Below are 20,943 nucleotides of genomic sequence, written 5' to 3' on the forward strand. Positions count from 1 at the left end.
GAGTTCTCAAGGAACGGACGCTTCCTTTGTACTCACCCTCTCGGGCTTTCCTCCGGGCGCTTCCCTTCGGTCTTGCGTTTCCGACTCTATCAGATGCTTTTTCGCTCCGATTCCCTGTCGGCGGGATCGCCGAGGGCCTTTGGCTTTCGCCTGTCGGCCTTTCGACATTCACTACGTTAGCCGATTCCCCCGCCCGATTCATAATCGGGCTCCGCGGAATCGAATTCGGACATACGGAGACGCCAGAATCGACCCCGTTTCAGGGGCTGTACTTGGTAGTGGGTTGGCCGCTACGGCTGCTGACTTCGCAGTACCCGCTTCAGCGGCTCGGGCCACGTTACGCGCCCAGCCAAGGCGCGTCAACTCAGGCGCCGGTGGACGGCTTGGCTCTCGGGCTCAGGCGGTACGCCGACACCGTCGGGTCGCCGGCCACGTAGAAGCGGTGCTGCCAGTCGTGGGCCTTGCTGACGCCGACCCGGGGGCCGACCCGGACGAGGGTCTCGGGGACCGGTTCCCCCTGGGACAGGGTGACCGAGGTGCCCGTCAGGAGATCCGCGCCGTCGTGCTCCGCCGTGATGCCGAGCGCCTGGCAGAAGTTCCCCGGGCCCCGGGCGAGACGTGCGTCCTCGACCTTGGGGCCTCGTCGTTCGCGGGCCAGGTCCGCCCCATCGATGACCCGTCCCGCGCGGATCAGGACCGCCGAGGCGATGCCGTCGGTCCCGGTGACGACGTTCGCGCACCAGTGGAGACCGTGGGACCGGTACACGTACAGGTGTCCCGCCGGTCCGAACATGACGGCGTTGCGGGGAGTCCTGCCCCGGTAGGCGTGGGAGGCGGGGTCCGCCGCGCCGGAGTACGCCTCGGTCTCCGTGATGGCGATGCTCACGGTGCCTTCGGCGGTCTTGTGGGTGAGGACGGCGCCGAGCAGCTTGGGGGCGACCGCTTCGGCGGCGTGGGCCAGGTCGTCGACGTTCATACCGGCCGCCGGGCTCCGTGCGGGGCGGGCCGGTCCGTGCGGGGCCGGGGTGGGGGCGTACGGTCGGGGCTCACGATCATGCCGTCCGAGCGTAGTGGAGATCCCGTGGTCGCCACGGGGTGGTCAGGGAGCGCACGCCTTGTCAGGGTGGGATCGCGGAACCGGCCACGGTCGGATCGCGTTTGTACGGATCAGGGATCCACTCTGAGTTGAGGAGAGTCATGGCGTTCAAGAAGCTGCTCGCGAGCCTGGGGGCCGGCGGTGCTTCGGTCGAGACGGTGCTGACCGAGGTCAACGTCGTCCCGGGCGGTGTCGTCCAGGGTGAGGTGCGGATTCAGGGCGGGTCCGTGAACCAGGACATCGAGGGCCTGGCCGTCGGCCTGCAGGCGCGGGTCGAGGTGGAGACGCAGGACTCGGAGGTGAAGCAGGACGTCGAGTTCGCGAAGACCCGGCTGGGCGGGGCGTTCGAGCTGCAGGCCGGTGCGGTGCACGCGGTGCCGTTCGGGCTGGAGATCCCGTGGGAGACGCCGATCACCATGATCGACGGGCAGCCGCTGCGCGGCATGAACATCGGTGTGTCGACAGAACTGGCGATCGCCCGTGCCGTGGACTCCAGCGACCTGGACCCGATCAACGTGCACCCGCTGCCGGCGCAGAAGGCGATCCTCGACGCGTTCATCCAGCTCGGGTTCCGCTTCAAGAACGCGGACACGGAGCGCGGCCACATCCGCGGTACGCGGCAGAAGCTGCCCTTCTACCAGGAGATCGAGTTCTTCCCGCCGCAGCAGTACCGCGGTCTCAACCAGGTCGAGCTGAGCTTCGTCGCGGACGCGAACGCAATGGACGTCGTGCTGGAGATGGACAAGAAGCCGGGGCTCTTCAGCGAGGGCAGCGACACCTTCCGTTCCTTCCAGGTGGGCCTGAACGACTTCCACACGACCGACTGGGCGGCGTACCTCAACCAGTGGCTGTCCGAGGTCGGCAGCAAGCGCAACTGGTTCTAGGCTCGGAACTGCTGATTCCACTGTTTCGTCAGGAGGTATCGAAGTGTCCGAGCTCAAGCGGCGGCCGCTCCCCCACGACTTCCATCCGCCCGTGCCGTCCTTCACCGTCACGAGTGAGGACGTCCAGGACGGCGGGATCCTGAAGGAAGCCCAGGTCCACGCGGCGGGCAACACGTCGCCGCAGCTGCGCTGGGAGGGCTTCCCGGAGGGCACCAAGAGCTTCGCCGTGACCTGCTACGACCCGGACGCTCCCACCGGGAGCGGGTTCTGGCACTGGGTGCTCTTCGACATCCCGGCGTCGGTGACCGAGCTGCCCGCGGGCGCGGGCGGCGACTCGTTCGAAGGGCTGCCGGAAGGTGCCGTGCACGCGCGGAACGACTACGGGTCGAAGGACTTCGGTGGGGCCGCGCCGCCGCCCGGTGACGGGCCGCACCGGTATGTGTTCACGGTGTACGCCGTGGACCAGGAGAAGCTCGGTCCGGACTCGGACACGAGCCCGGCCGCCGTCGGGTTCAATCTGCGGTTCCACACGCTCGCGCGTGCGAACCTGATCGCCGAGTACGAGGTGCCCGCGGAATCCTGACGTTCATGGAACGTTTGCCCGCCCCCGGTCATGGAAGTGATCGGAGGCGGGCACTTTTTATTTCGTTGTCCATCTCGGCGTGCCCGGCCAGAGTTGATCCCAGCCCGCCAGGGGGTGGGCAGGTGCACGGGAGGTGGGCTGCAATGCGGGAGACGCTGGTACTGAACGCGAGCTTCGAGCCGCTGTCGACGGTGACGTTGAACCGAGCCGTCGTGCTGGTGCTCCAGGACAAGGCCGTCGTCGAGCAGGCCCACCCAGAACTGCGCATGCGCGGAGCCGCGGTGGACATACCGGCGCCACGGGTGATCAGACTGTGCCGCTACGTGAGGGTGCCGTTCCGAAGACAAGCGCCGTGGTCGAGGCGGGGTGTGCTGGTCAGGGACCGGCACCGGTGCGCGTACTGCGGCCGCAGGGCGACGACCGTGGACCACGTGGTGCCGCGGTCGCACGGGGGGCAGGACACCTGGCTGAACACGGTCGCCTCGTGCGCGGAGGACAATCACCGCAAGGCCGACCGGACACCTGAGCAGGCGGGGATGCCGCTGCTGCGGAAGCCCTTCGAGCCGACCCCGGCCGACGCGATGCTGCTGGCGCTGGGCGCGGACGAGCTCGAGGGGCTGCCGGACTGGCTGGCACTGGACGACGCGGCCTGAGCCCTGCCGCTTCACAGGGCTGGGGCCCGCCTTCCTGGAAGGCGGGCCCCAGCCCTGTGGTGCGGGGATCGGTCAGTCGATCGACGGCTTCTCCCGGCGTTCCGTGCCCGAGCCGGAGGAGCCGCTGCCCCCCGAACCGCCGCCTAGGCCACCGAGGTTCCCCATGGCGCCCGACAGGCCCTTGAGGGCGTCGCCGATCTCGCTGGGGACGATCCAGAGCTTGTTGGCGTCGCCCTCGGCGATCTTCGGGAGCATCTGGAGGTACTGGTAGGAGAGAAGCTTCTGGTCGGGGTCGCCGGCGTGGATGGCCTCGAAGACGGTGCGGACCGCCTGGGCCTCGCCTTCCGCGCGCAGGGCGGCCGCCTTGGCCTCGCCCTCGGCGCGCAGGATCTGGGACTGCTTCTCACCTTCGGCGGTGAGGATGGCGGCCTGGCGCGTACCTTCGGCGGTGAGGATCGCGGCGCGCTTGTCACGGTCGGCGCGCATCTGCTTCTCCATCGAGTCCTGGATGGAGGTGGGCGGTTCGATCGCCTTCAGCTCGACGCGGTTGACGCGGATGCCCCACTTGCCGGTGGCCTCGTCGAGGACGCCGCGCAGGGCCGCGTTGATCTCCTCGCGGGAGGTGAGGGTGCGCTCCAGGTCCATGCCGCCGATGATGTTGCGGAGCGTGGTGACGGTGAGCTGCTCGATCGCCTGGATGTAGCTGGCGACCTCGTAGGTGGCGGCCCGGGCGTCGGTCACCTGGTAGTAGATGACGGTGTCGATGTTCACGACCAGGTTGTCCTGGGTGATCACCGGCTGCGGTGGGAACGGCACGACCTGTTCGCGCAGGTCGATGCGGTTGCGGATGGTGTCGATGAACGGGACCACGATGTTGAGGCCCGCGTTCAGTGTCCGCGTGTAACGGCCGAAGCGCTCGACGATGGCCGCGCTCGCCTGCGGGATGACCTGGATCGTCTTGATCAGGGCGATGAAGACCAACACCACCAGAATGACCAGGACGATGATGACCGGTTCCATCGTCGTTTCCCCGTACCCCTTCTCCACTGCGGCAACTGCGCCAACTTCGGAAGATCTTATGCTTGTTGAAGATCTTGCTGACGAGTCTGACAGACCGTCGCGTGCCTCGTGAGGGCTTCGCGTCACTTGCGTCGTACGAGGTCACATGACGATGGCCGTGGCCCCCTCGATGTCCACCACGTCCACTTCCTGGCCCACTTCGTAGGTGCGGCCGGTGTCGAGTGCGCGGGCCGACCAGACCTCGCCGGCGAGCTTGATCCGGCCGCCGGAGGCGTCGACGCGCTCCAGTACGACCGCCTGCTTGCCCTTCAGCGCCTCGATGCCGGTGGCGAGTTGGGGTCGTTGCGCACGGTGTCTGTTGGCGATGGGCCGCACGACGGCGATGAGGGCGGTGGACACGACGACGAAGGCCACGACCTGGGCGACGGCGTCACCGCCGAAGAAACCGGCCACCAGGGCGGCCGCGACGGCGCCCACCGCCAGCATGCCCAGTTCGGGCATCGCGGTGACGACGAGCCCGATGCCGAGCGCTGCGGCGCCGATCAACCACCAAACCCACGCGTCGATTTCCACATGGTCATGGTAGGCCCGTGGGCCCTGTCACGGACAGGGCGCGGGCTGTGCGTGCGGGGTCAGGCGAGGGGGAGGCCCTGCGCCGTCCAGCGGTCGCCGACCTGTTCGACGACGAGGGGGAGACCGAAGCAGAGGGAGAGGTTGCGGGAGGTGAGTTCGAGCTCCATGGGGCCCGCGGCGAGGACCTTGCCCTGACGGATCATCAGGACGTGGGTGAAGCCCGGGGGGATCTCCTCGACGTGGTGGGTGACCATGAGCATCGACGGCGCGATCGGGTCGCGGGCGAGGCGGCCGAGGCGTCGGACGAGGTCCTCGCGGCCGCCGAGGTCGAGGCCGGCGGCGGGCTCGTCGAGGAGGAGCAGCTCGGGGTCGGCCATGAGGGCGCGGGCGATGAGGGTGCGCTTGCGCTCGCCCTCGGAGAGGGTGCCGAACTTCCGGTCGACGAACTCGGTCATACCGAGGCGGTCGAGGAAGGCGCGGGCCCGCTGCTCGTCGATCTCCTCGTAGTCCTCGTTCCAGGTGGCGGTCATGCCGTACGCGGCCGTGAGGACGGTCTGGAGGACGGACTGACGCTTGGGGAACTTCTCGGTCATGGCGATGCCCGCGACGCCGATGCGGGGACGCAGTTCGAAGACGTCGGTGCCCGGCCTGCCGAGGGTCTCGCCGAGGATGGTGGCGGTGCCCTTGGTCGGGTAGAGGTAGCTGGAGGCGACGTTCAGGAGGGTGGTCTTGCCGGCGCCGTTCGGGCCGAGGATGACCCAGCGCTCGCCCTCCTTGACCGACCAGGAGACCTGATCCACGAGAGCCCGGCCCTCACGGACCACGGTTACGTCCTGAAGCTCCAGAACATCGCTCATGAGCGCGTTGTCTCCCCTTGCTGTGACCGGTCTCGGCGTCTCGGTGGTCGCGTGCGCCTGTAGGCGCAGCCCCTCAAGGAAATCTACGCCACCGGTCCGGCCCATCCTTCCATCGGTCCGGTCCTTAGGGTGGTGGCATGCTCTCGGAACCGCGCTCAGGACGCCTCGCCGCTTGGGGTAATGCCCTCTTGGCCGGACTTGTCTCACCAGATGACGCTGTGCTCCAGATCGTCGGGGACGACGCTGTGCACCGGGTGGAAGGGCTGCCCGGCGAGTCGGCGCCCGTCGGGCTGACGCTGGCCCTGGGACGGCTGCGGCGGCTCGGGGTCGCCGGGCTGCGGGTGGCGCTGCCCGCGCCCGGGCATCCGCTGGGGCTGAGCGGGCCGCCGGAGTTCAACGCGCGGGCCCTGGAGGCCGAGGAGGCGGTGGTCTGCCACGGGGCGGCTTTCGGGCTGGTGCCGGAGGTGTACGAGGCCGGTCCCGACGGCGATGTCCATGTGGAGGTCGTCTGGCAGGTGCTGCCGGTGCGGGAGGCGCCGCCCGCCGATGTGCCGTCGCTGGGCGAGGCCGAGCGGGAGCTGGCGGAGGGCCTGCGGGACGCGACCGAGGTGCTGGCGAAGCTGGACGTGGCCGCGTCGGGGCCGGTGGCCGAGGCGGCGATCGACGCGTACCGGGCCCGGGCCGAGCGGGGACGGGAGGTCCTGGCGCCGGGGTATCCGCCGCGGGCGGTCCGGGTGCTGGAGCTGGCGCGGCGGGTGGCTCTGCTGATCTCGCTGGCCCAGGAGAACGGGCACGGGGGCGCCGTGAGCTCGGCCGAGATGCGGGCGCGGGCGGAGGCCCTGCGGCCCGTCGAGCGGGTGGCCCGGCGGGCGCAGGTGGCGGCGTACAACGCAGCCGTGGAGCAGCGGGAGGCGCGCTGAGGCCCGAGCCGGTGTGCACGGGTGAGGGCCCTCTCCCGCGGGCAGCGTGGAGGACCCCTTTCCGTGGGCCACGCAAAGGCCCCGTCCCCAGCGGGCAGCGCCTACGGATCGGCCTCCCGGGGAGGTGCCCGGGAGGCCTGAGGTCACTGCCTGGTTCGGCGAGGCGTCACTTGTTGACGGCCAGGTTGCCGAAGGCCGGGTTCAGGACGCCGATGACGTTCACGCTGTTGCCGGAGACGTTCGCCGGGATGTGGATCGGGGCCTGGATCAGGTTGCCCGAGACGATGCCCGGCGAGCCCACGGCCTTGCCGTCGGCGTGCGCGTCGGTGGCGGAGGCCATTCCCGTGCCGGCGGCCAGCAGGCCACCCGCCACCATCGTCACGGCCGCTGCCTTCTTCAGGTTCTTCACTTTCAAGCCCTCCTAGCGATCACCGCGGCAGTCGCCGCAGCACGCACTGGAGAACGCCGGAGATCCGGGAAGGATGCGGCCATCCGGGGGACATTCCCACGACGGTATGAATCTCAGTCTGTACGGGAAACCTTCCGGATCGCCCTCCGTGACCCCTTGCGCAGAGCGTTTCAGCCGGTCACGCCATGGCGTACGGCCCACAGGGCGGCCTGGGTGCGGTCGGAGAGGTCCAGTTTCATGAGGATGTTGGAGACGTGCGTCTTGACGGTCTTCTCCGACAGCACCAGCGCCCGTGCTATCTCGCGGTTCGACCGGCCGTCGGCGATCAGGCCGAGCACCTCGCGCTCCCGCTCGGTCAGCGACCCCGCCCTGCCCTGTCCCCCGCCGGTCTCCTCCTGGGAGAGCAGGGCGCCGGCGACCTCCGGCTGGAGGAGGACGTGGCCGGCGTGCACCGAGCGGATGGCCCCGGCGAGCGCCTCCGGGTCGATGTCCTTGTAGACGTACCCGGCGGCGCCCGCGCGCAGGGCCGGGATCACCGTGCGCTGCTCGGTGAAGCTGGTGACGATCAGCACGCGCGCGGGGTTGCCGAGCTCCCGCAGCCTGCGCAGGGCGTCGACGCCGTCCATGCCCGGCATCTTGACGTCCATGAGGACGACGTCCGGCCTCAGCTCCTCGGCGCGGTCCACTCCCTCGGCGCCGTCGGCGGCCTCCCCCACGACCTCGATGTCGTCTTGGATCTCCAAGAACGTGCGCAGCCCCCGGCGGACGACCTGGTGGTCGTCGACGAGCAGCACCCTGATTGCGTCAGCCACCGGGGACCTCCATCTCGATCGTGGTGCCCTTCTCGGGCGCCGACTCCACGGTCAGCGTGCCGCCGACCCCGCTCGCGCGGTCCCGCATGGAGACCAGGCCCAGATGGCGCCCGGCGCGGCGCACCGTCCTCGGGTCGAAACCGCTGCCGTCGTCGGTGACGCGGAGCACGGCTCCGGAGCCGCGCCGGTCGAGCGTCACGTCGACGTGCTCGGCGCCGGAGTGCCGCAGGGCGTTGTGCAGGGCCTCCTGGGCGACGCGCAGCAGAGCCTCCTCCTGGGCGGAGGGCAGTGCCCTGACCCCGCGGCCGGCGAAGGTCACGCGCGCGTTGTGGGCGCGGTCGAGGACCTGGATCTGGGTGCGCAGGGTGGCGACGAGGCCGTCCTCGTCGAGGGCCGCGGGGCGCAGTTCGACGACCGCGGCGCGCAGCTCGTCGGCGGCCTCGGCGGCGAGGGCGGCGACCTGGTGGAGTTCGCCCTTGGCGCGGGCCGGGTCGCGGTCGATGAGCGCGGTGGCGGCCTGGGCGGTCAGCCGCAGGGAGAACAGCTTCTGGCTGACGGCGTCGTGCAGTTCGTGGGCGAGGCGGGAGCGCTCCTCGGCGATGGTCAGCTCGCGGCTGCGCTCGTAGAGGCGGGCGTTGGTGAGGGCGATCGCCGCGTGCTGGGCGAGGATGGCGAGCAGTTCCTCGTCGTCGGCGGTGAAGCCGCAGCCGCCGTACGCCTGCGGGCAGTTCTTGTTGGCGAGGAAGAGCGCGCCGATGACCTCGTCGCCGTCGCGGATCGGCAGGCCGAGGAAGTCGGACATGTCGGGGTGGGCCGAGGGCCAGCCCTCGAAGCGGGGGTCCTTGCGGACGTCCGCGAGGCGCTCGGCCTTGGCCTCCTGGAGCATGGCCGCGAGGATGCCGTGCTGCCGCGGCAGCGGGCCGATGGCCTTCCACTGCTCGTCACTGACGCCGTCCACGACGAACTGGGCGAAGCCGCCGTGGTCGTCCGGGACGCCGAGCGCGGCGTACTGCGCGTCGAGCAGCTCGCGCGCCGAGGCGACGATCGTCTTCAGGACGTCGCGCACCTCCAGGTGCCTGCTCATGGCCTGCAGCGCGGAACTCACCGCGGCGAGGCCGGACCGGGGGCCTTGACTCATGTCCTCAAGGTACCGGCGGGGTGTGACAGGCGGATCGGGCCGCCGACGGCGGTGGGGTAGGGCGGCGGACCTAGGGCTTCGGTCCCCCGTGCGCGGGGCGTAGGGCGAACGGCCCCGCCGATCGGGGCTCGCGTCCGAGGCGGCCGGGAGGGGCCGGTTCCTAGCGTGCGGTGACGCTCGCGGTGCGCGTGCCGCCGGAGCTGTCGGCGCGGGTGCCGGCCGAGCAGCGGGGGCCGGGGCTGGACCGGGACGCCGTACGGCTGCTCGTGTCACGGGGCACGGAGGTGAGCCATCACCTCTTCCGTGAGCTGCCGGGGCTGCTGCGGGCCGGGGACGTGCTGGTCGTCAACACGTCCGAGACGCTGCCCGCCGCGGTGGACGGCCGGGTCGGGCCCACGCGCGTGGTGGTGCACTTCTCCACGCGGGGGGACGACGGGCGCTGGGCGGTCGAGCTGCGGGATCCCGACGGGCGGGGCACCACGCGCGCGCGTACGGGCGGGCCCGCGGGTACGGAGGTGCGGCTGCCCGGCGGTCTGCGCCTGCTTCTGGAGGAGCCCTTGGGCCGGGCGGCCGGGCGGCTGTGGTGGGCGCGGCCGGTGGCGGAGGAGGGCCCGGGGGGCGGGGTGGCCGGGCCGGAGCGGGTGCTCGGGGTGATGCGGGCGTACGGGCGGCCCATCCGGTACGCCTACACGGCACGGGACCAGCCGCTGTCCGTGTACCGGACCGTGTTCGCACTGCCGTCGGCCGACGGCGCGGGGAGTGCGGAGATGCCGAGTGCGGCGCGTCCCTTCACGACGGCGATGGTGACGGAGCTGGTGAGCCGGGGTGTGCAGTTCGCCCCGGTCGTGCTGCACACCGGGGTGGCGTCGGCGGAGGCGCACGAGCCGCCGTATCTGGAGCGGTTCCGGGTGCCGGACGCCTCGGCACGGCTGATCCGGGCGGCGCGGGCGGGGTCCGGCCGGGTCGTCGCGGTCGGGACGACGGCGGTGCGGGCCGTGGAGTCGGCGGTGGACGGCGACGGCGTCGTCCGCGCGCGTGAGGGGTGGACGGATCTCGTGGTCACCCCGGAGCGGGGGGTGCGGGTGGTGGACGGCCTGCTGACCGGTCTCCACGAGCCGGAGGCGTCGCATCTGCTGATGCTGGAGGCCGTCGTGGGACGGGCCGCGGTCGGGTGCGGTTACGCGCAGGCGCTGCACGGGCGGTATCTGTGGCACGAGTTCGGGGACGTCCATCTCGTACTGCCTCCGAAGGGCCTCACACAGAGCATTGCGACAGCAACCGAGCGTAAGACGAGGGCGGCCGCCATGTGACCCCGCACATAGGGTGCAGGTCACGTACGAAAGTCCGTAGTAGGTGACTGTGTCCCTTTTGAGCGGCCCAGACAGTCCTGGCTGTCCTATTTTGCCCATCCTGGGTCTCCTATCGAGGATCGTACGTCACATCTTTGCCACGGGATTTTGCGGCCGCTAAGAATTGCTCTCGTCGCTCAGCGCCGTGGGTCAGCCCGCGGCGCTTGTGCAGGAAGCACCCGTGTCCCGCCGGACAGCGAGCGACCTCCCGAAACTCAGAGAGGTCCCCACTGCCATGCGCAAGAACGCCAAGATCCGCGTCCTCAGTCGTCCGCTCACCAAGCGTCACAAGATTGCCGTGGCCGGCGTCAGCACCCTCGGTGCCGCCGCCATCGCGCTCTCCGCCGTCCCCGGCAACGCCGAGTCGAACACGGCCGAAGCCCCCACGGGCAACGTGGCCTACAGCAGCGAGCAGATCAAGGACGTCAAGGGCAGCGTCACCGACCAGTTCGCCTCGAAGTCGGTGATGGCCCAGGAGATCGCCGCGACGAAGGCCGCCGCGGAGAAGAAGGCCGCCGCCGAGGCCGCGGCCAAGGAGAAGGCCGCCGCCGACGCCGCCGCGGAGAAGAAGGCCGCCGCGGACGCCGCGGCCAAGAAGAAGGCCGCCGCCGACGCCGCCGCCAGGAAGGCCGCCGCGGCGAAGAAGGCCGAGGCCGACCGCAAGGCGAAGGAGGCCGCCAGCCGGTCCGCCAAGCGGGTCGAGGTCAAGCAGGTCGCCGCCAAGACCTACCCGAACAACCTCGACGGCTGGATCCGTGAGGCCCTGGACATCATGAAGAAGCACAAGATCCCGGGCACCTACCACGGTCTGCACAAGAACATCATGCGCGAGTCCTCGGGCAACCCGAACGCCATCAACGACTGGGACATCAACGCCATCAACGGCGTCCCGTCGATCGGTCTGCTGCAGGTCATCAAGCCGACGTTCGACGCCTACCACGTCCCGGGCACGGCCTGGAGCCAGTACGACCCGGTCGCGAACCTGACCGCCGCCGCCAACTACGCGGCGCACCGCTACGGTTCGATCGACAACGTCAACAGCGCGTACTGAGGCACCCGGCGGACCTCTCGCTCTCAGCGACACGCCGAAGCGCGGCACCCCGACGGGGGTGCCGCGCTTCGCCACGCGGGGTCCGGACCTGCAGTCCGACGGAGCCTACTTCCGCATGACCTCCGGCTCGTGGCGCCGCAGGAAGCGGGCCACGAAGATGCCGCAGATCACGCCGAGGGCGATCAGGGCCAGCATGTCCATGGTCCAGGCGCCGACAGTGTGCTCCCACAGCGGATCGCCGCTCTCGCCCTTGTCGGGCGGGCTGATCTTGTTGAAGTCCAGCGTGGCGCCGGCCGCGCCCACCGCCCAGCGCGACGGCATCAGGAACGAGATCTGGTTCGCTCCGATCGAGCCGTTCAGCGCGAAGAGGCAGCCGGTGAACACCACCTGGATGATCGCGAACATGACCAGCAGCGGCATGGTCTTCTCGGCGGTCTTCACCAGGGCCGAGATGATCAGGCCGAACATCATCGAGGTGAAGCCCAGGGCCATGATCGGCACCGACAGCTCCAGCAGTGTCAGGTTCCCCAGGACCAGGCCCTCCTCGGGGATCTCCCGGCTGGAGAAGCCGATGACGCCGACCATCAGGCCCTGGAGCACGGTGATGACGCCGAGCACGAACACCTTGGACATCAGGTACGCGGAACGCGACAGGCCGGTCGCGCGCTCCCGCTCGTAGATGACCCGCTCCTTGATCAGCTCACGCACCGAGTTCGCGGCGCCGGCGAAGCAGGCACCGACGGCGAGGATCAGCAGGACGGTCGTGGCCGTGCCGTTCGGGATGATCCGGCCGGTCTGCGGATTGGCCGGGTTCGGCAGCAGTCCCTTGCCGGAGTCGATCAGCAGGCTCACCGCGCCGAGGACGCCCGGCAGGATCACCATGAGCGCGAGGAAGCCCTTGTCGGAGACGATCACCGACACATAGCGCCGCACCAGCGTGACGAACTGGGACATCCAGCCCTGCGGCTTCGGCGGCTTCATGGCCTGCATCGGCGGCATCTGTACGGACTGCGGGGCTATCGCGTCGATGTCGGCGGCGTACATCTGGTAGTGCTGTGAGCCCTTCCAGCGTCCCGCCCAGTCGTAGTCGCGGTAGTTCTCGAAGGCGGAGAAGACGTCGGCCCAGGTGTCGTAGCCGAAGAAGTTCAGCGCCTCCTCCGGCGGGCCGAAGTAGGCGACCGCGCCGCCCGGCGCCATCACTAGCAGCTTGTCGCACAGCGCCAGCTCGGCCACGGAGTGCGTGACGACGAGGACCGTACGGCCGTCGTCGGCGAGGCCGCGCAGCAGCTGCATCACATCGCGGTCCATGCCCGGGTCGAGGCCCGAGGTCGGCTCGTCGAGGAAGATCAGCGACGGCTTGGTCAGCAGCTCCAGGGCCACCGAGACACGCTTGCGCTGGCCGCCGGAGAGGGAGGTGACCTTCTTCTCCTTGTGGATGTCCAGCTTCAGCTCGCGCAGCACCTCGCCGATCCGGGCCTCGCGCTCGGCGGTCGTGGTGTCGGCGGGGAAGCGCAGCTTGGCCGCGTACTTGAGGGCCTTCTTGACGGTCAGCTCCTTGTGCAGGATGTCGTCCTGCGGGACCAGACCGATGCGCTGGCGCAGCTCGGCGAACTGCTTGTAGAGGTTGCGGTTGTCGTAGAGGACGTCGCCCTGGTTGGCGGGCCGGTAGCCGGTGAGCGCCTTGAGCAGCGTCGACTTGCCGGAGCCCGACGGGCCGATGACCGCGATGAGGGACTTCTCGGGGACGCCGAAGGAGACGTCCTTGAGGATCTGCTTGCCGCCGTCGACCGTGACGGTCAGGTGGCGGGCCGAGAACGAGACTTCACCGGTGTCGACGAACTCCTCGAGGCGGTCGCCGACGATACGGAACGTGGAGTGGCCGACGCCGACGATGTCGGTCGGGCCGAGCAGTTGTGAGCCGCCCTTGCCGATCGGCTGGCCGTTGACGTAGGTGCCGTTGTGGGCGCCGAGGTCGCGGATCTCCATCCGGCCGTCGGGCGTCGAGTGGAACTCGGCGTGGTGCCGGGAGACCTGGAGGTCGGAGACGACCAGGTCGTTGTCCAGGGCACGGCCGATGCGCATCACGCGGCCGATGGAGAACTGGTGGAACGTGGTCGGGCTGCGGTCGCCGTACACCGGCGGCGCCCCCGCGCCTCCGCCGGCACCCTGCTGCTGCGGGATGTGCGCGTCCCGCTGCTGGGGCTGCTGCCACCCGGCCTGCCCGCCCTGCTGCTGCGGCGCCGGCTGTGCGGGCGCCTGGGCCCAGCCGGGCTGCGCGCCCTGTGCGGCGTACGGCTGTTGCCGCTGGGCCTGCTGCGGGGCGGCGGAGGCCGCGGCGCCGGAGAGGCTCAGACGCGGGCCGTCGGTCGCGTTGCCCAGGTGCACGGCGGAACCGGGGCCGATCTCCAAGTGGTGGATGCGATGGCCCTGCACGAACGTGCCGTTGGTGCTGCCGTGGTCCTCGATGACCCAACTGCGGCCGCTCCAGCTGATCGTGGCGTGCCGCCAGGAGACCCTGGCGTCGTCGAGCACGATGTCGCCCTGGGGATCGCGTCCCAGGGTGTAGGGCCTGGACGGGTCGAGCGTCCAGGTCCGTCCATTCAATTCCAGTACGAGTTCCGGCACTCCATGCCCCACTGAGTAGTCCCCCGAGTTACCCCCAACACAGGGAGTCTAGGGATGTCGAACATCGTCGGGAACTATTTCAGGCTCCGCCCCCTGACCGAAAGTCGGACCTTGTGAGGAGCACGCGTATGCGGTTCCGCCGGTTCCGTTGACGGGGTGGAAATCAGTCCGGAGAGTGGTAATCCACGCGAGGGGGACATGCGCGGCGACCGTCCGCGCCGCGGATCGGGGGGTCTGCCATGAGCGCGTCCACGAACGTCGGGACCACGGGGCCGGGAAGCGGGCCGCCGTGGGGCGACGTCCTGCTGTCCGCGGTCGTGTCCGTGAGCTGGGCGCTGATCGGGATGGCGGGCACCGCCGCCCTCGGACTGCATCTGCTGGGCGCGGACGCGACGGCCTCGCTGGGCCCGATGTCCGCGGCGGTGGTGGCGCTCGGAGCGGGTGGTTCGGTCACCCCGTCCGGTGACGTGTCCGCCCTCGGGCTGACCGGTGCGCAGGCGGCGACGGCCATCGACATCGCGCCACTGGGCGTGGGCCTGGTCGGCGCGCTGCTGCTGGCGTGGCTGTTCCTGCGGTCCCTGCGGTCCGCGGGAGAGGTGATCGCGCCGTCCGAACTCCTCGCCCGCGCGGGCACGGTGGCCGCCCTGTTCGTGGCGATGCTGGGCGGTCTTGCCTGGGCCGGCCACGACGTCGTCACGATCGACGGCGGTGCCCTGGGCCTCGACGACGTGCCCGGGGGCGGCGGGAGCGTCGAGGTCCCGGGGCTGGGGGACATCGGGGGGCTGCTGCCCGACCGGATCGGCGACCTCGTCGGCGCGAAGGCCGCGGTCGGTTTCACGGTGGACACGGCACCGACCCTGCTCGGCGGCCTGGCCTGGTGCGCCGGCGTGCTGCTGATCGCCCTCCTGGCCTCGCGCCGGACGCCGCTGCCGCGCGGCTGGGAGGCCGTGCACCGCGTCGTCCGGCCCGCCGTGTCCGCCCTCGTCACCGTGCTGCTGGTCGCGGTCGCCGCCGGGCTCGCGGCGGCCGCCTACGCGGCGATCGGCGACGACCACCCGAAGCGGATCGCGGGGGCCGCGCTGCTCGGCGCCCCGAACGGCGTGTGGCTCGGCGTGCCCCTCGGCCTGTTCGTCCCGTTCGACGGCCGCGCGACGGGCCCGCTGGCGCGACTGCTCCCCGACCCGCTGGACGAGCTGCTGGCCGGCGGGGACGGCCGGTCCGTGACACTGGGCCGGCTGGCGGAGCTGGACGGACGGGTGTGGCTGCTGGGTGTGGCGGCGGCCGTGATGATGCTGCTCGCGGGTGTTCTCACGGCGGTCCGGACCCCGGTGACGGGTCCCGGGGGCGTACGGGATCCCGGGGCGGTGCGGTTCGCCGGGCGGTGCGCGCTGCGCCTGGGGACCGCCACGGCGCTGGCTCTGGCCCTGCTCGTCCGGCTCACCGCGCTGTCCGCGGACGCCTCTCTGTCGGTGCTGGGCTTCGACGCGTTCGGCGCGGGGGTGGAGCTGCGCGGCAGCCTGGCCATGGCGCTGCTGCTGGGGGCCGCCTGGGGCGCCGGAGCGGGTGCTCTGGGGGCGCTGGCGGCGCGCCTGGCGGGGACGGCGGGGGTGCGGGCGGCGCCCCTGGCGCGGGCGGCCTCGGACGACGGGCAGGGGTACGGGAGCGGCGCGGGGCCGTACACGCCCGGTACGCCCTACCGGCCGCCGAACCCGGCGACGAACCCGTATCTGCGGGTGCCCGAGGCGCTGCGGGACCCCGAGGACGCCCGGCCGCCCGGAGCCTGGGGAAGCATCGAGTCGCAGGGGGGCGCGCGGTCGTCCGACGAGGCGCGGTCTCCGGGTGAGCCCCCGCCTCCGCGGGGCGGGGACGTCTACGGCGCCCCCACGGTCGTACGGCCGATCGAGCCGCCCCGGCGGCGGGGGCGCGGCCCCTCCGGCACGGACGACGGGCCGCCGCCTCCTCCCCCGCCGCCGGGGACGCCGAAGGGCGGGCGGTAGGGGCCGGCCGCAGGCGGTGCGCCGTCTGCCCGTCATCCGCGTGACACCGGGAGTTCCGTGTCCGTCAGGCGGACCTCGGGGGCGCACGGCACGGGGTGCCGGATACGGTGGAGGCACCATGAGCGCTTCGCAGACCGCAGACCTCCCCACCCTTCTCGTCAAGATCTTCGGGAAGGACAGGCCGGGCATCACGGCCGGACTCTTCGACACGCTGGCGGCCTACGCGGTCGACGTGGTCGACATCGAGCAGGTCGTCACCCGTGGCCGGATCACCCTGTGCGCGCTCGTGACCGAGCCGCCGGCCGGGCTCGAGGGGGATCTGCGGGCGACCGTCCACAGCTGGGCGGAGTCGATGAAGATGCAGGCGGAGATCATCTCCGGCCTGGGCGACAACCGTCCGCGCGGCGTCGGGCGCTCCCTGGTGACCGTGCTCGGGCACCCGCTCACCGCGGAGGCGACGGCCGCGATCGCCTCCCGGATCACCGGGTCCGGCGCCAACATCGACCGTATCTTCCGGCTCGCCAAGTACCCGGTCACTGCCGTGGAGTTCGCCGTCTCCGGTGCCGGGACCGAGCCGCTGCGCACCGCCCTGGCGCCGGACGCGGCGGCCCTGGGCGTGGACATCGCGGTCGTCGCGGCCGGTCTGCACCGCCGTGCCCAGCGCCTGGTCGTCATGGACGTCGACTCGACGCTCATCCAGGACGAGGTCATCGAGCTGTTCGCGGCGCACGCCGGCTGTGAGGACAAGGTCGCCGAGGTCACGGCGGCCGCGATGCGCGGGGAGCTGGACTTCGAGCAGTCGCTGCACGCGCGCGTGGCACTGCTGGAGGGGCTGGACGTCTCGGTGGTGGACAAGGTGCGCAGCGAGGTACGGCTGACGCCGGGCGCCCGCACGCTGATCCGGACCCTGAAGCGGCTCGGCTACCAAGTGGGCGTCGTGTCGGGCGGGTTCACCCAGGTCACCGACGACCTGAAGGAGCGCCTCGGGCTGGACTTCGCCCAGGCGAACACGCTGGAGATCGTGGACGGCCGGCTCACGGGCCGGGTCACGGGCGAGATCGTGGACCGTGCGGGCAAGGCGCGGCTGCTGCGCCGTTTCGCGGCGGAGGCGGGCGTCCCGCTGGCGCAGACGGTGGCGATCGGTGACGGCGCCAACGATCTGGACATGCTGAACGCGGCCGGGCTCGGGGTCGCCTTCAACGCCAAGCCGGTGGTCCGCGAGGCGGCGCACACGGCGGTGAACGTGCCCTTCCTGGACACCGTCCTGTATCTGCTGGGCGTCACCCGCGAGGAGGTCGAGGCGGCGGACATGGTCGACGGGGAGTGACGCCCCGCGGTCACGCCCGTGGCACGGGCCGGGCCGGACGCACGAGGGCCCGGCGCCGTGACGGCGCCGGGCCCTTCGCGTGCGCGTCGGTCACTCCGAGGGCGCCCAGTAGTCGACCAGCGTGGCCACGCCGGGCTCCACGGCCTTCCAGGTGCCGGTGAAGGTGAGGATCGCGAAGGCGGCGGCCGGGAAGCCGCGGCGGGTCATCCGGTCGCGGGCGTCGCCCTCGGCGGAGCCCGCGAGGACCTCGGTGAGGCCCTGGACGCCGGGGTTGTGGCCGATGAGCAGGAGGTTCTGCGCGTCGTCGGGGGTCTCGTTGAGCACGGCGATCAGCTCGCCGGGCGAGGCCTCGTAGATCCGCTCCTCGTAGACCGTTTTCGGCCGGTGCTGGAACTCGTGGACGGCGAGTTTCCAGGTCTCGCGGGTGCGGACCGCGGTGGAGCACAGGGCCAGGTCGAACGGGATGGCGGTGTCCGCCAGCCTGCGCCCGGCCTCGGCCGCGTCCATGCGGCCCCGCTCGGCGAGGGGGCGCTCGTGGTCCGTCACCTGGGGCCAGTCGGCTTTCGCATGCCGGAAAACGGCAATCCTGCGGGGTTCTGCGGCGCTCATGAGATCCAGCTTCGCATGAAACAGGCCATGGGGCGCAGGGAGTTGACCGGGCGCCTCCGGCGATGCTCAGCGTGTGACCAGCTGCTGGACGCGCTCGAGGAGCAGGCTGATCCCGGGCTCGGTCGGGGCGGCCTGCGCCTCGGACGGATTCAGGATGAGCAGCAGCAGCGTGACGAAGGCGAGCGTCGGCAGGGCCAGGGCCCACCAGGGCAGCCGGATGTCGGCACGGCCCGTGGCCGCCGGTCGGGGCGGGGTGTGCCTAGGGGCCGACATGCTGCCTCCGTGGGTCCTCGGGCCTCCGTGGCCGCCTTCAGGCGGGCACATCTCGAAGGTACGGAGTGCGGGACCGCCAACCCATCCGGTGATCCACCCAGTTGACCCTGACACTCACCCCCTAGGGGACAGGGGGGTCAGCCCCACCCTCGGGGGTCCCGCGGGGGCGGGTGGCGCCCGGCGGGGCGGGCGGGTCAGGGGGAGGCGATCGTCGCGATGATTCCGATGATCACGAAGATGGCGAGGAACGTGCCGAAGACGAGCAGCAGCTTCTTCTGGCCGTTCTGGGGGTTCGGGTCGAGCACGGGCATACGGCCAGTCTCGCACCCCCGGCCGCCCTGCCCCCGGCGGGGGTGCGCTCAGCGCGTCGCCTCGTCCTCCACCGTACGGTCGCGTCCGGCGAGGACGCCCACCGCCATCTGCGGGATCATGAGACCTGCCATCAGGGCGATGGGCAGGCCCCAGCCGCCGCTGTGCTGGTAGAGGACGCCCACCAGGAGCGGCCCGGGGATGGAGATCAGGTAGCCGGTGCTCTGGGCGAAGCCCGACAGCTGGGCCACGCCCGCGCTGCTCCTGGCCCGCATGCCGACCATGGTCAGGGCCAGCGGGAACGAGCAGTTCGAGATGCCGAGCAGCAGGGCCCAGACCCAGGAGCCGCCGGCGGGCGCGAGGTACAGGCCGGCGTAGCCGGCGAGGCCGCAGGCGCCCAGCACGAGCACGATGGGCCCCTGCTGGGGCAGGCGGGTGGCCAGGCGCGGGATGACGAAGGCGAGGGGGACGCCCATGACCATGGTGACGGCGAGCAGCAGCCCCGCCGTGCCGGCGTGCACGCCGGAGTCCCGGAAGATCTGCGCCATCCAGCCCATGGTGATGTAGGCGCCGGTGGCCTGGAGGCCGAAGTAGACGGCGAGGGCCCAGGCGGTGCGGCTGCGGGTGACGCGCAGCCGGGGGGCGTCCACGCGCGCGTGCGGGTCCTGGGCGGGCGCGGTGCTCCGGTCCCGCACGAAGGGCAGCCAGGGCAGGACGGCGGCCGCGCCGAGAGCCCCCCAGACCGCGAGGCCGGTCCGCCAACTGCCGCCGAGCGCCTCGGTCATGGGGACGGTGACGGCTGCGGCGGAGGCGGTGCCGAGGGCGAGGGCCATGGAGTACAGGCCGGTCATGGAGCCGACCCGGTCGGGGAACCAGCGCTTGACGATGACGGGCATCAGAACGTTGCTGACGGCGATGCCCATGAGGGTGAGGGCGCTGGCGGCCAGGAAGCCGGCGGTGCCGCCGGCGTAGGGCCGGATCAGCAGGCCGGCGGTGATGGCGACCATGCCCGCGCAGACCACGGCGCCGGGGCCGAAACGGCGGGCCAGGCGGGGGGCTGTGACGCCGAAGACGGCGAAGCAGAGCGGCGGCACGGAGGTCAGCAGTCCGGCGACGCTGCCGCTCATGCCGAGCGCGTCGCGAACCTCTTCGAGCAGGGCGCCGAGGCTGGTGATGGCGGGGCGCAGGTTGAGCGCGGTGAGGACGATGCCGGCGATGAGCAGCCGGGTCGTCCACGCCCGCGCGGCGGGCTGCGCCGGGGTGGGGGGCTCGGGGGTGCGTATCCGTGTGGACGTCGTCGCCCGGTTCTCCTCGCGTGCCATGGGAGCCATCATAGAATCATGGGATGATTGGCTGTCCACCCTCGGGCTCCCCGGTCCCGCCCCCGTCGTGCGAAGGTGTGTCATGCCCCTGAGCCACCCCCGCCGCTCGGCCTTGTCCGAGCAGGTCATCGCGGCCCTGCGCAACCAGATCACCTCGGGCGAATGGCCGGTCGGCTCCCGCATCCCGACCGAGCCCGAGCTCGTCGAGCAGCTCGGGGTGGCCCGCAACACCGTCCGTGAGGCGGTCCGGGCGCTCGCGCACAACGGGCTGCTGGACATCCGCCAGGGCTCCGGCACCTTTGTGGTGGCGACCAGTGAGCTGGCCGGCGTGATGCACCGCCGCTTCGCCGGCGCCGACCCGCGGCACATCGCGGAGCTGCGCTCCACGCTGGAGTCGGCCGCCGCGAAGCTGGCCGCCGAGCGGCGCACCGAGAAGGACCTCAAGCAGCTGGACGCGCTGCTCGTGCGGCGCGAGGAGGCGTGGGAGTCGGGTGACGCGGAGGCGTTCGTGACGGCCGACGCCACCTTCCATCTGGCGGTCGTGGCGGCCTCCCACAACGACGTGATGAGCGCGATGTACGCGGACCTCGGCGAGGTACTGCGGGACTGGCTGCGCGACGACGTCGGCCCGCGGCTGACCCCGGAGACACACATGGACCACGCCCGGCTCGTGGACGCGATCCGCACGGGTGACGCCGAGGCGGCCGCGGCGGAGGCGGCGAGCTATCCGTTCCTGTGCCGGCCGGGGCGCCTCAGCGGTCCCGGTGGTGACTGATCCAGGCCGAGTCCACCTCTTTCCAGCAGCGGCCGGCCAGGCGGACGGTCTGCGCGGGCTCGGCCCGCACCGGGAGGCCGTCGGTGTCGAGGTCCCACCAGCGGGCGCACTCCACGTGCAGACTCACGCGGTCCGTCCTCGGATAGGGGTTGTGGCACAGCGCGGTCACCTCGGACCCGCTGACCCGTATGCGGCACTCGGCGCCGTACGGCTCCGCGGGCCGCTCCGTGGCGGGGCGGACGCGTGCGTGGGCGTGGGCGGCCGCCTCGTACGACAGGGGAAGCACGAGAGCGACGGCGACGGTCGTTGAGGCCAAGCGGCGGGACAAGCGCACAAGGGGACCTCCTCGGCCGTTGCGGGT

21 protein-coding genes and 1 pseudogene are annotated in these 20,943 nt (G+C 71.5%); 9 read left to right on the forward strand and 13 right to left on the reverse strand.

The window, feature by feature from the left end:
* Nucleotides 1-364: 364 nt before the first annotated feature.
* Nucleotides 365-976 (reverse strand): DNA-3-methyladenine glycosylase, encoded by a 612-nt coding sequence (locus tag ACFRAC_RS34860; RefSeq protein ID WP_382938655.1) that lies wholly within the window; start codon nucleotides 974-976, stop codon nucleotides 365-367.
* A gap of 221 nt (nucleotides 977-1,197) precedes the next feature.
* Between ACFRAC_RS34860 and ACFRAC_RS34865 the strand changes: the two genes are divergently transcribed.
* The 3 genes from ACFRAC_RS34865 to ACFRAC_RS34875 all read left to right on the forward strand — a co-directional run bounded on the left by ACFRAC_RS34865 (nucleotide 1,198) and on the right by ACFRAC_RS34875 (nucleotide 3,216).
* On the forward strand, nucleotides 1,198-1,980 hold the full coding sequence (locus ACFRAC_RS34865) for a sporulation protein (RefSeq protein ID WP_382938659.1): 783 nt from the start codon (nucleotides 1,198-1,200) through the stop codon (nucleotides 1,978-1,980).
* 43 nt (nucleotides 1,981-2,023) lie between these two features.
* Nucleotides 2,024-2,563 carry a YbhB/YbcL family Raf kinase inhibitor-like protein gene (locus ACFRAC_RS34870; protein WP_382938663.1) on the forward strand — a complete coding sequence of 180 codons (540 nt, stop codon included), beginning with the start codon at nucleotides 2,024-2,026 and terminating at the stop codon, nucleotides 2,561-2,563.
* 143 nt (nucleotides 2,564-2,706) lie between these two features.
* Nucleotides 2,707-3,216 carry an HNH endonuclease gene (locus ACFRAC_RS34875; protein WP_382938666.1) on the forward strand — a complete coding sequence of 170 codons (510 nt, stop codon included), beginning with the start codon at nucleotides 2,707-2,709 and terminating at the stop codon, nucleotides 3,214-3,216.
* A gap of 72 nt (nucleotides 3,217-3,288) precedes the next feature.
* On the opposite strand, the gene ACFRAC_RS34880 is transcribed toward ACFRAC_RS34875, so the two are convergent.
* From ACFRAC_RS34880 to ACFRAC_RS34890, 3 genes are all read right to left on the reverse strand, one after another.
* Complete coding sequence (locus ACFRAC_RS34880; RefSeq protein ID WP_361343526.1) at nucleotides 3,289-4,236, reverse strand: SPFH domain-containing protein; 948 nt, start codon at nucleotides 4,234-4,236, stop codon at nucleotides 3,289-3,291.
* A 141-nt stretch (nucleotides 4,237-4,377) separates the two neighbouring features.
* Entirely contained in the window at nucleotides 4,378-4,809 is a 432-nt protein-coding gene (locus tag ACFRAC_RS34885; RefSeq protein ID WP_382938675.1) for an NfeD family protein, read from the reverse strand.
* Nucleotides 4,810-4,868: 59 nt separating this feature from the next.
* A complete protein-coding gene (locus ACFRAC_RS34890) occupies nucleotides 4,869-5,666 on the reverse strand; it encodes an ABC transporter ATP-binding protein (protein WP_382938680.1) in 798 nt (265 codons plus the stop codon).
* Nucleotides 5,667-5,803: 137 nt separating this feature from the next.
* On the opposite strand from ACFRAC_RS34890, the gene ACFRAC_RS34895 reads away from it, so the two are divergent.
* Nucleotides 5,804-6,586: a hypothetical protein gene (locus ACFRAC_RS34895; protein WP_382938684.1), complete on the forward strand. Its 783-nt coding sequence runs from the start codon at nucleotides 5,804-5,806 to the stop codon at nucleotides 6,584-6,586.
* A 166-nt stretch (nucleotides 6,587-6,752) separates the two neighbouring features.
* On the opposite strand, the gene chpE is transcribed toward ACFRAC_RS34895, so the two are convergent.
* From chpE to ACFRAC_RS34910, 3 genes are all read right to left on the reverse strand, one after another.
* Nucleotides 6,753-6,995 carry a chaplin ChpE gene (chpE, locus tag ACFRAC_RS34900; protein ID WP_062671371.1) on the reverse strand — a complete coding sequence of 81 codons (243 nt, stop codon included), beginning with the start codon at nucleotides 6,993-6,995 and terminating at the stop codon, nucleotides 6,753-6,755.
* A 170-nt stretch (nucleotides 6,996-7,165) separates the two neighbouring features.
* Entirely contained in the window at nucleotides 7,166-7,807 is a 642-nt protein-coding gene (locus tag ACFRAC_RS34905) for a response regulator transcription factor (RefSeq protein ID WP_361343516.1), read from the reverse strand.
* Nucleotides 7,800-8,945: a GAF domain-containing sensor histidine kinase gene (locus tag ACFRAC_RS34910; RefSeq protein WP_382938693.1), complete on the reverse strand. Its 1,146-nt coding sequence runs from the start codon at nucleotides 8,943-8,945 to the stop codon at nucleotides 7,800-7,802. The genes ACFRAC_RS34905 and ACFRAC_RS34910 overlap by 8 nt, the downstream gene beginning before the upstream one ends.
* Before the next feature lie 170 nt (nucleotides 8,946-9,115).
* On the opposite strand from ACFRAC_RS34910, the pseudogene ACFRAC_RS34915 reads away from it, so the two are divergent.
* Nucleotides 9,116-10,233 (forward strand): annotated as a pseudogene (locus tag ACFRAC_RS34915) (S-adenosylmethionine:tRNA ribosyltransferase-isomerase).
* A 296-nt stretch (nucleotides 10,234-10,529) separates the two neighbouring features.
* Nucleotides 10,530-11,345 carry a transglycosylase SLT domain-containing protein gene (locus ACFRAC_RS34920; RefSeq protein WP_382938697.1) on the forward strand — a complete coding sequence of 272 codons (816 nt, stop codon included), beginning with the start codon at nucleotides 10,530-10,532 and terminating at the stop codon, nucleotides 11,343-11,345.
* A 105-nt stretch (nucleotides 11,346-11,450) separates the two neighbouring features.
* Here ACFRAC_RS34920 and ACFRAC_RS34925 read toward each other — a convergent pair whose 3' ends face one another.
* Nucleotides 11,451-13,970 carry an FHA domain-containing protein gene (locus tag ACFRAC_RS34925; protein ID WP_382938701.1) on the reverse strand — a complete coding sequence of 840 codons (2,520 nt, stop codon included), beginning with the start codon at nucleotides 13,968-13,970 and terminating at the stop codon, nucleotides 11,451-11,453.
* Between the two features lie 239 nt (nucleotides 13,971-14,209).
* On the opposite strand from ACFRAC_RS34925, the gene ACFRAC_RS34930 reads away from it, so the two are divergent.
* The gene (locus ACFRAC_RS34930; RefSeq protein WP_382938705.1) at nucleotides 14,210-15,967 is read left to right on the forward strand and encodes a streptophobe family protein; all 1,758 of its coding nucleotides are present in this window, start codon (nucleotides 14,210-14,212) and stop codon (nucleotides 15,965-15,967) included.
* Nucleotides 15,968-16,085: 118 nt separating this feature from the next.
* Nucleotides 16,086-17,294, forward strand: coding sequence for a phosphoserine phosphatase SerB (serB, locus tag ACFRAC_RS34935; RefSeq protein ID WP_361343498.1), 1,209 nt, complete (start codon nucleotides 16,086-16,088; stop codon nucleotides 17,292-17,294).
* 90 nt (nucleotides 17,295-17,384) lie between these two features.
* Here serB and ACFRAC_RS34940 read toward each other — a convergent pair whose 3' ends face one another.
* The 4 genes from ACFRAC_RS34940 to ACFRAC_RS34955 form a co-directional block, all read right to left on the reverse strand.
* On the reverse strand, nucleotides 17,385-17,903 hold the full coding sequence (locus ACFRAC_RS34940; protein WP_382938709.1) for a SixA phosphatase family protein: 519 nt from the start codon (nucleotides 17,901-17,903) through the stop codon (nucleotides 17,385-17,387).
* 66 nt (nucleotides 17,904-17,969) lie between these two features.
* Nucleotides 17,970-18,176 carry a hypothetical protein gene (locus ACFRAC_RS34945; protein WP_382938712.1) on the reverse strand — a complete coding sequence of 69 codons (207 nt, stop codon included), beginning with the start codon at nucleotides 18,174-18,176 and terminating at the stop codon, nucleotides 17,970-17,972.
* Nucleotides 18,177-18,370: 194 nt separating this feature from the next.
* Nucleotides 18,371-18,487, reverse strand: coding sequence for an SGM_5486 family transporter-associated protein (locus tag ACFRAC_RS34950; RefSeq protein WP_382938716.1), 117 nt, complete (start codon nucleotides 18,485-18,487; stop codon nucleotides 18,371-18,373).
* Between the two features lie 48 nt (nucleotides 18,488-18,535).
* Nucleotides 18,536-19,819, reverse strand: a complete 1,284-nt coding sequence (locus ACFRAC_RS34955; RefSeq protein ID WP_382938719.1) for a CynX/NimT family MFS transporter — start codon at nucleotides 19,817-19,819, stop codon at nucleotides 18,536-18,538.
* A 70-nt stretch (nucleotides 19,820-19,889) separates the two neighbouring features.
* Between ACFRAC_RS34955 and ACFRAC_RS34960 the strand changes: the two genes are divergently transcribed.
* Nucleotides 19,890-20,582 (forward strand): FadR/GntR family transcriptional regulator, encoded by a 693-nt coding sequence (locus tag ACFRAC_RS34960; protein WP_361343485.1) that lies wholly within the window; start codon nucleotides 19,890-19,892, stop codon nucleotides 20,580-20,582.
* Here ACFRAC_RS34960 and ACFRAC_RS34965 read toward each other — a convergent pair.
* Nucleotides 20,560-20,916, reverse strand: a complete 357-nt coding sequence (locus ACFRAC_RS34965; RefSeq protein WP_382938723.1) for a hypothetical protein — start codon at nucleotides 20,914-20,916, stop codon at nucleotides 20,560-20,562. The genes ACFRAC_RS34960 and ACFRAC_RS34965 overlap by 23 nt on opposite strands.
* Nucleotides 20,917-20,943 lie beyond the last annotated feature (27 nt).

The sequence above is a fragment of the Streptomyces sp. NPDC056628 genome, assembly GCF_042792555.1.
In the GTDB taxonomy this organism is placed as follows: domain Bacteria; phylum Actinomycetota; class Actinomycetes; order Streptomycetales; family Streptomycetaceae; genus Streptomyces.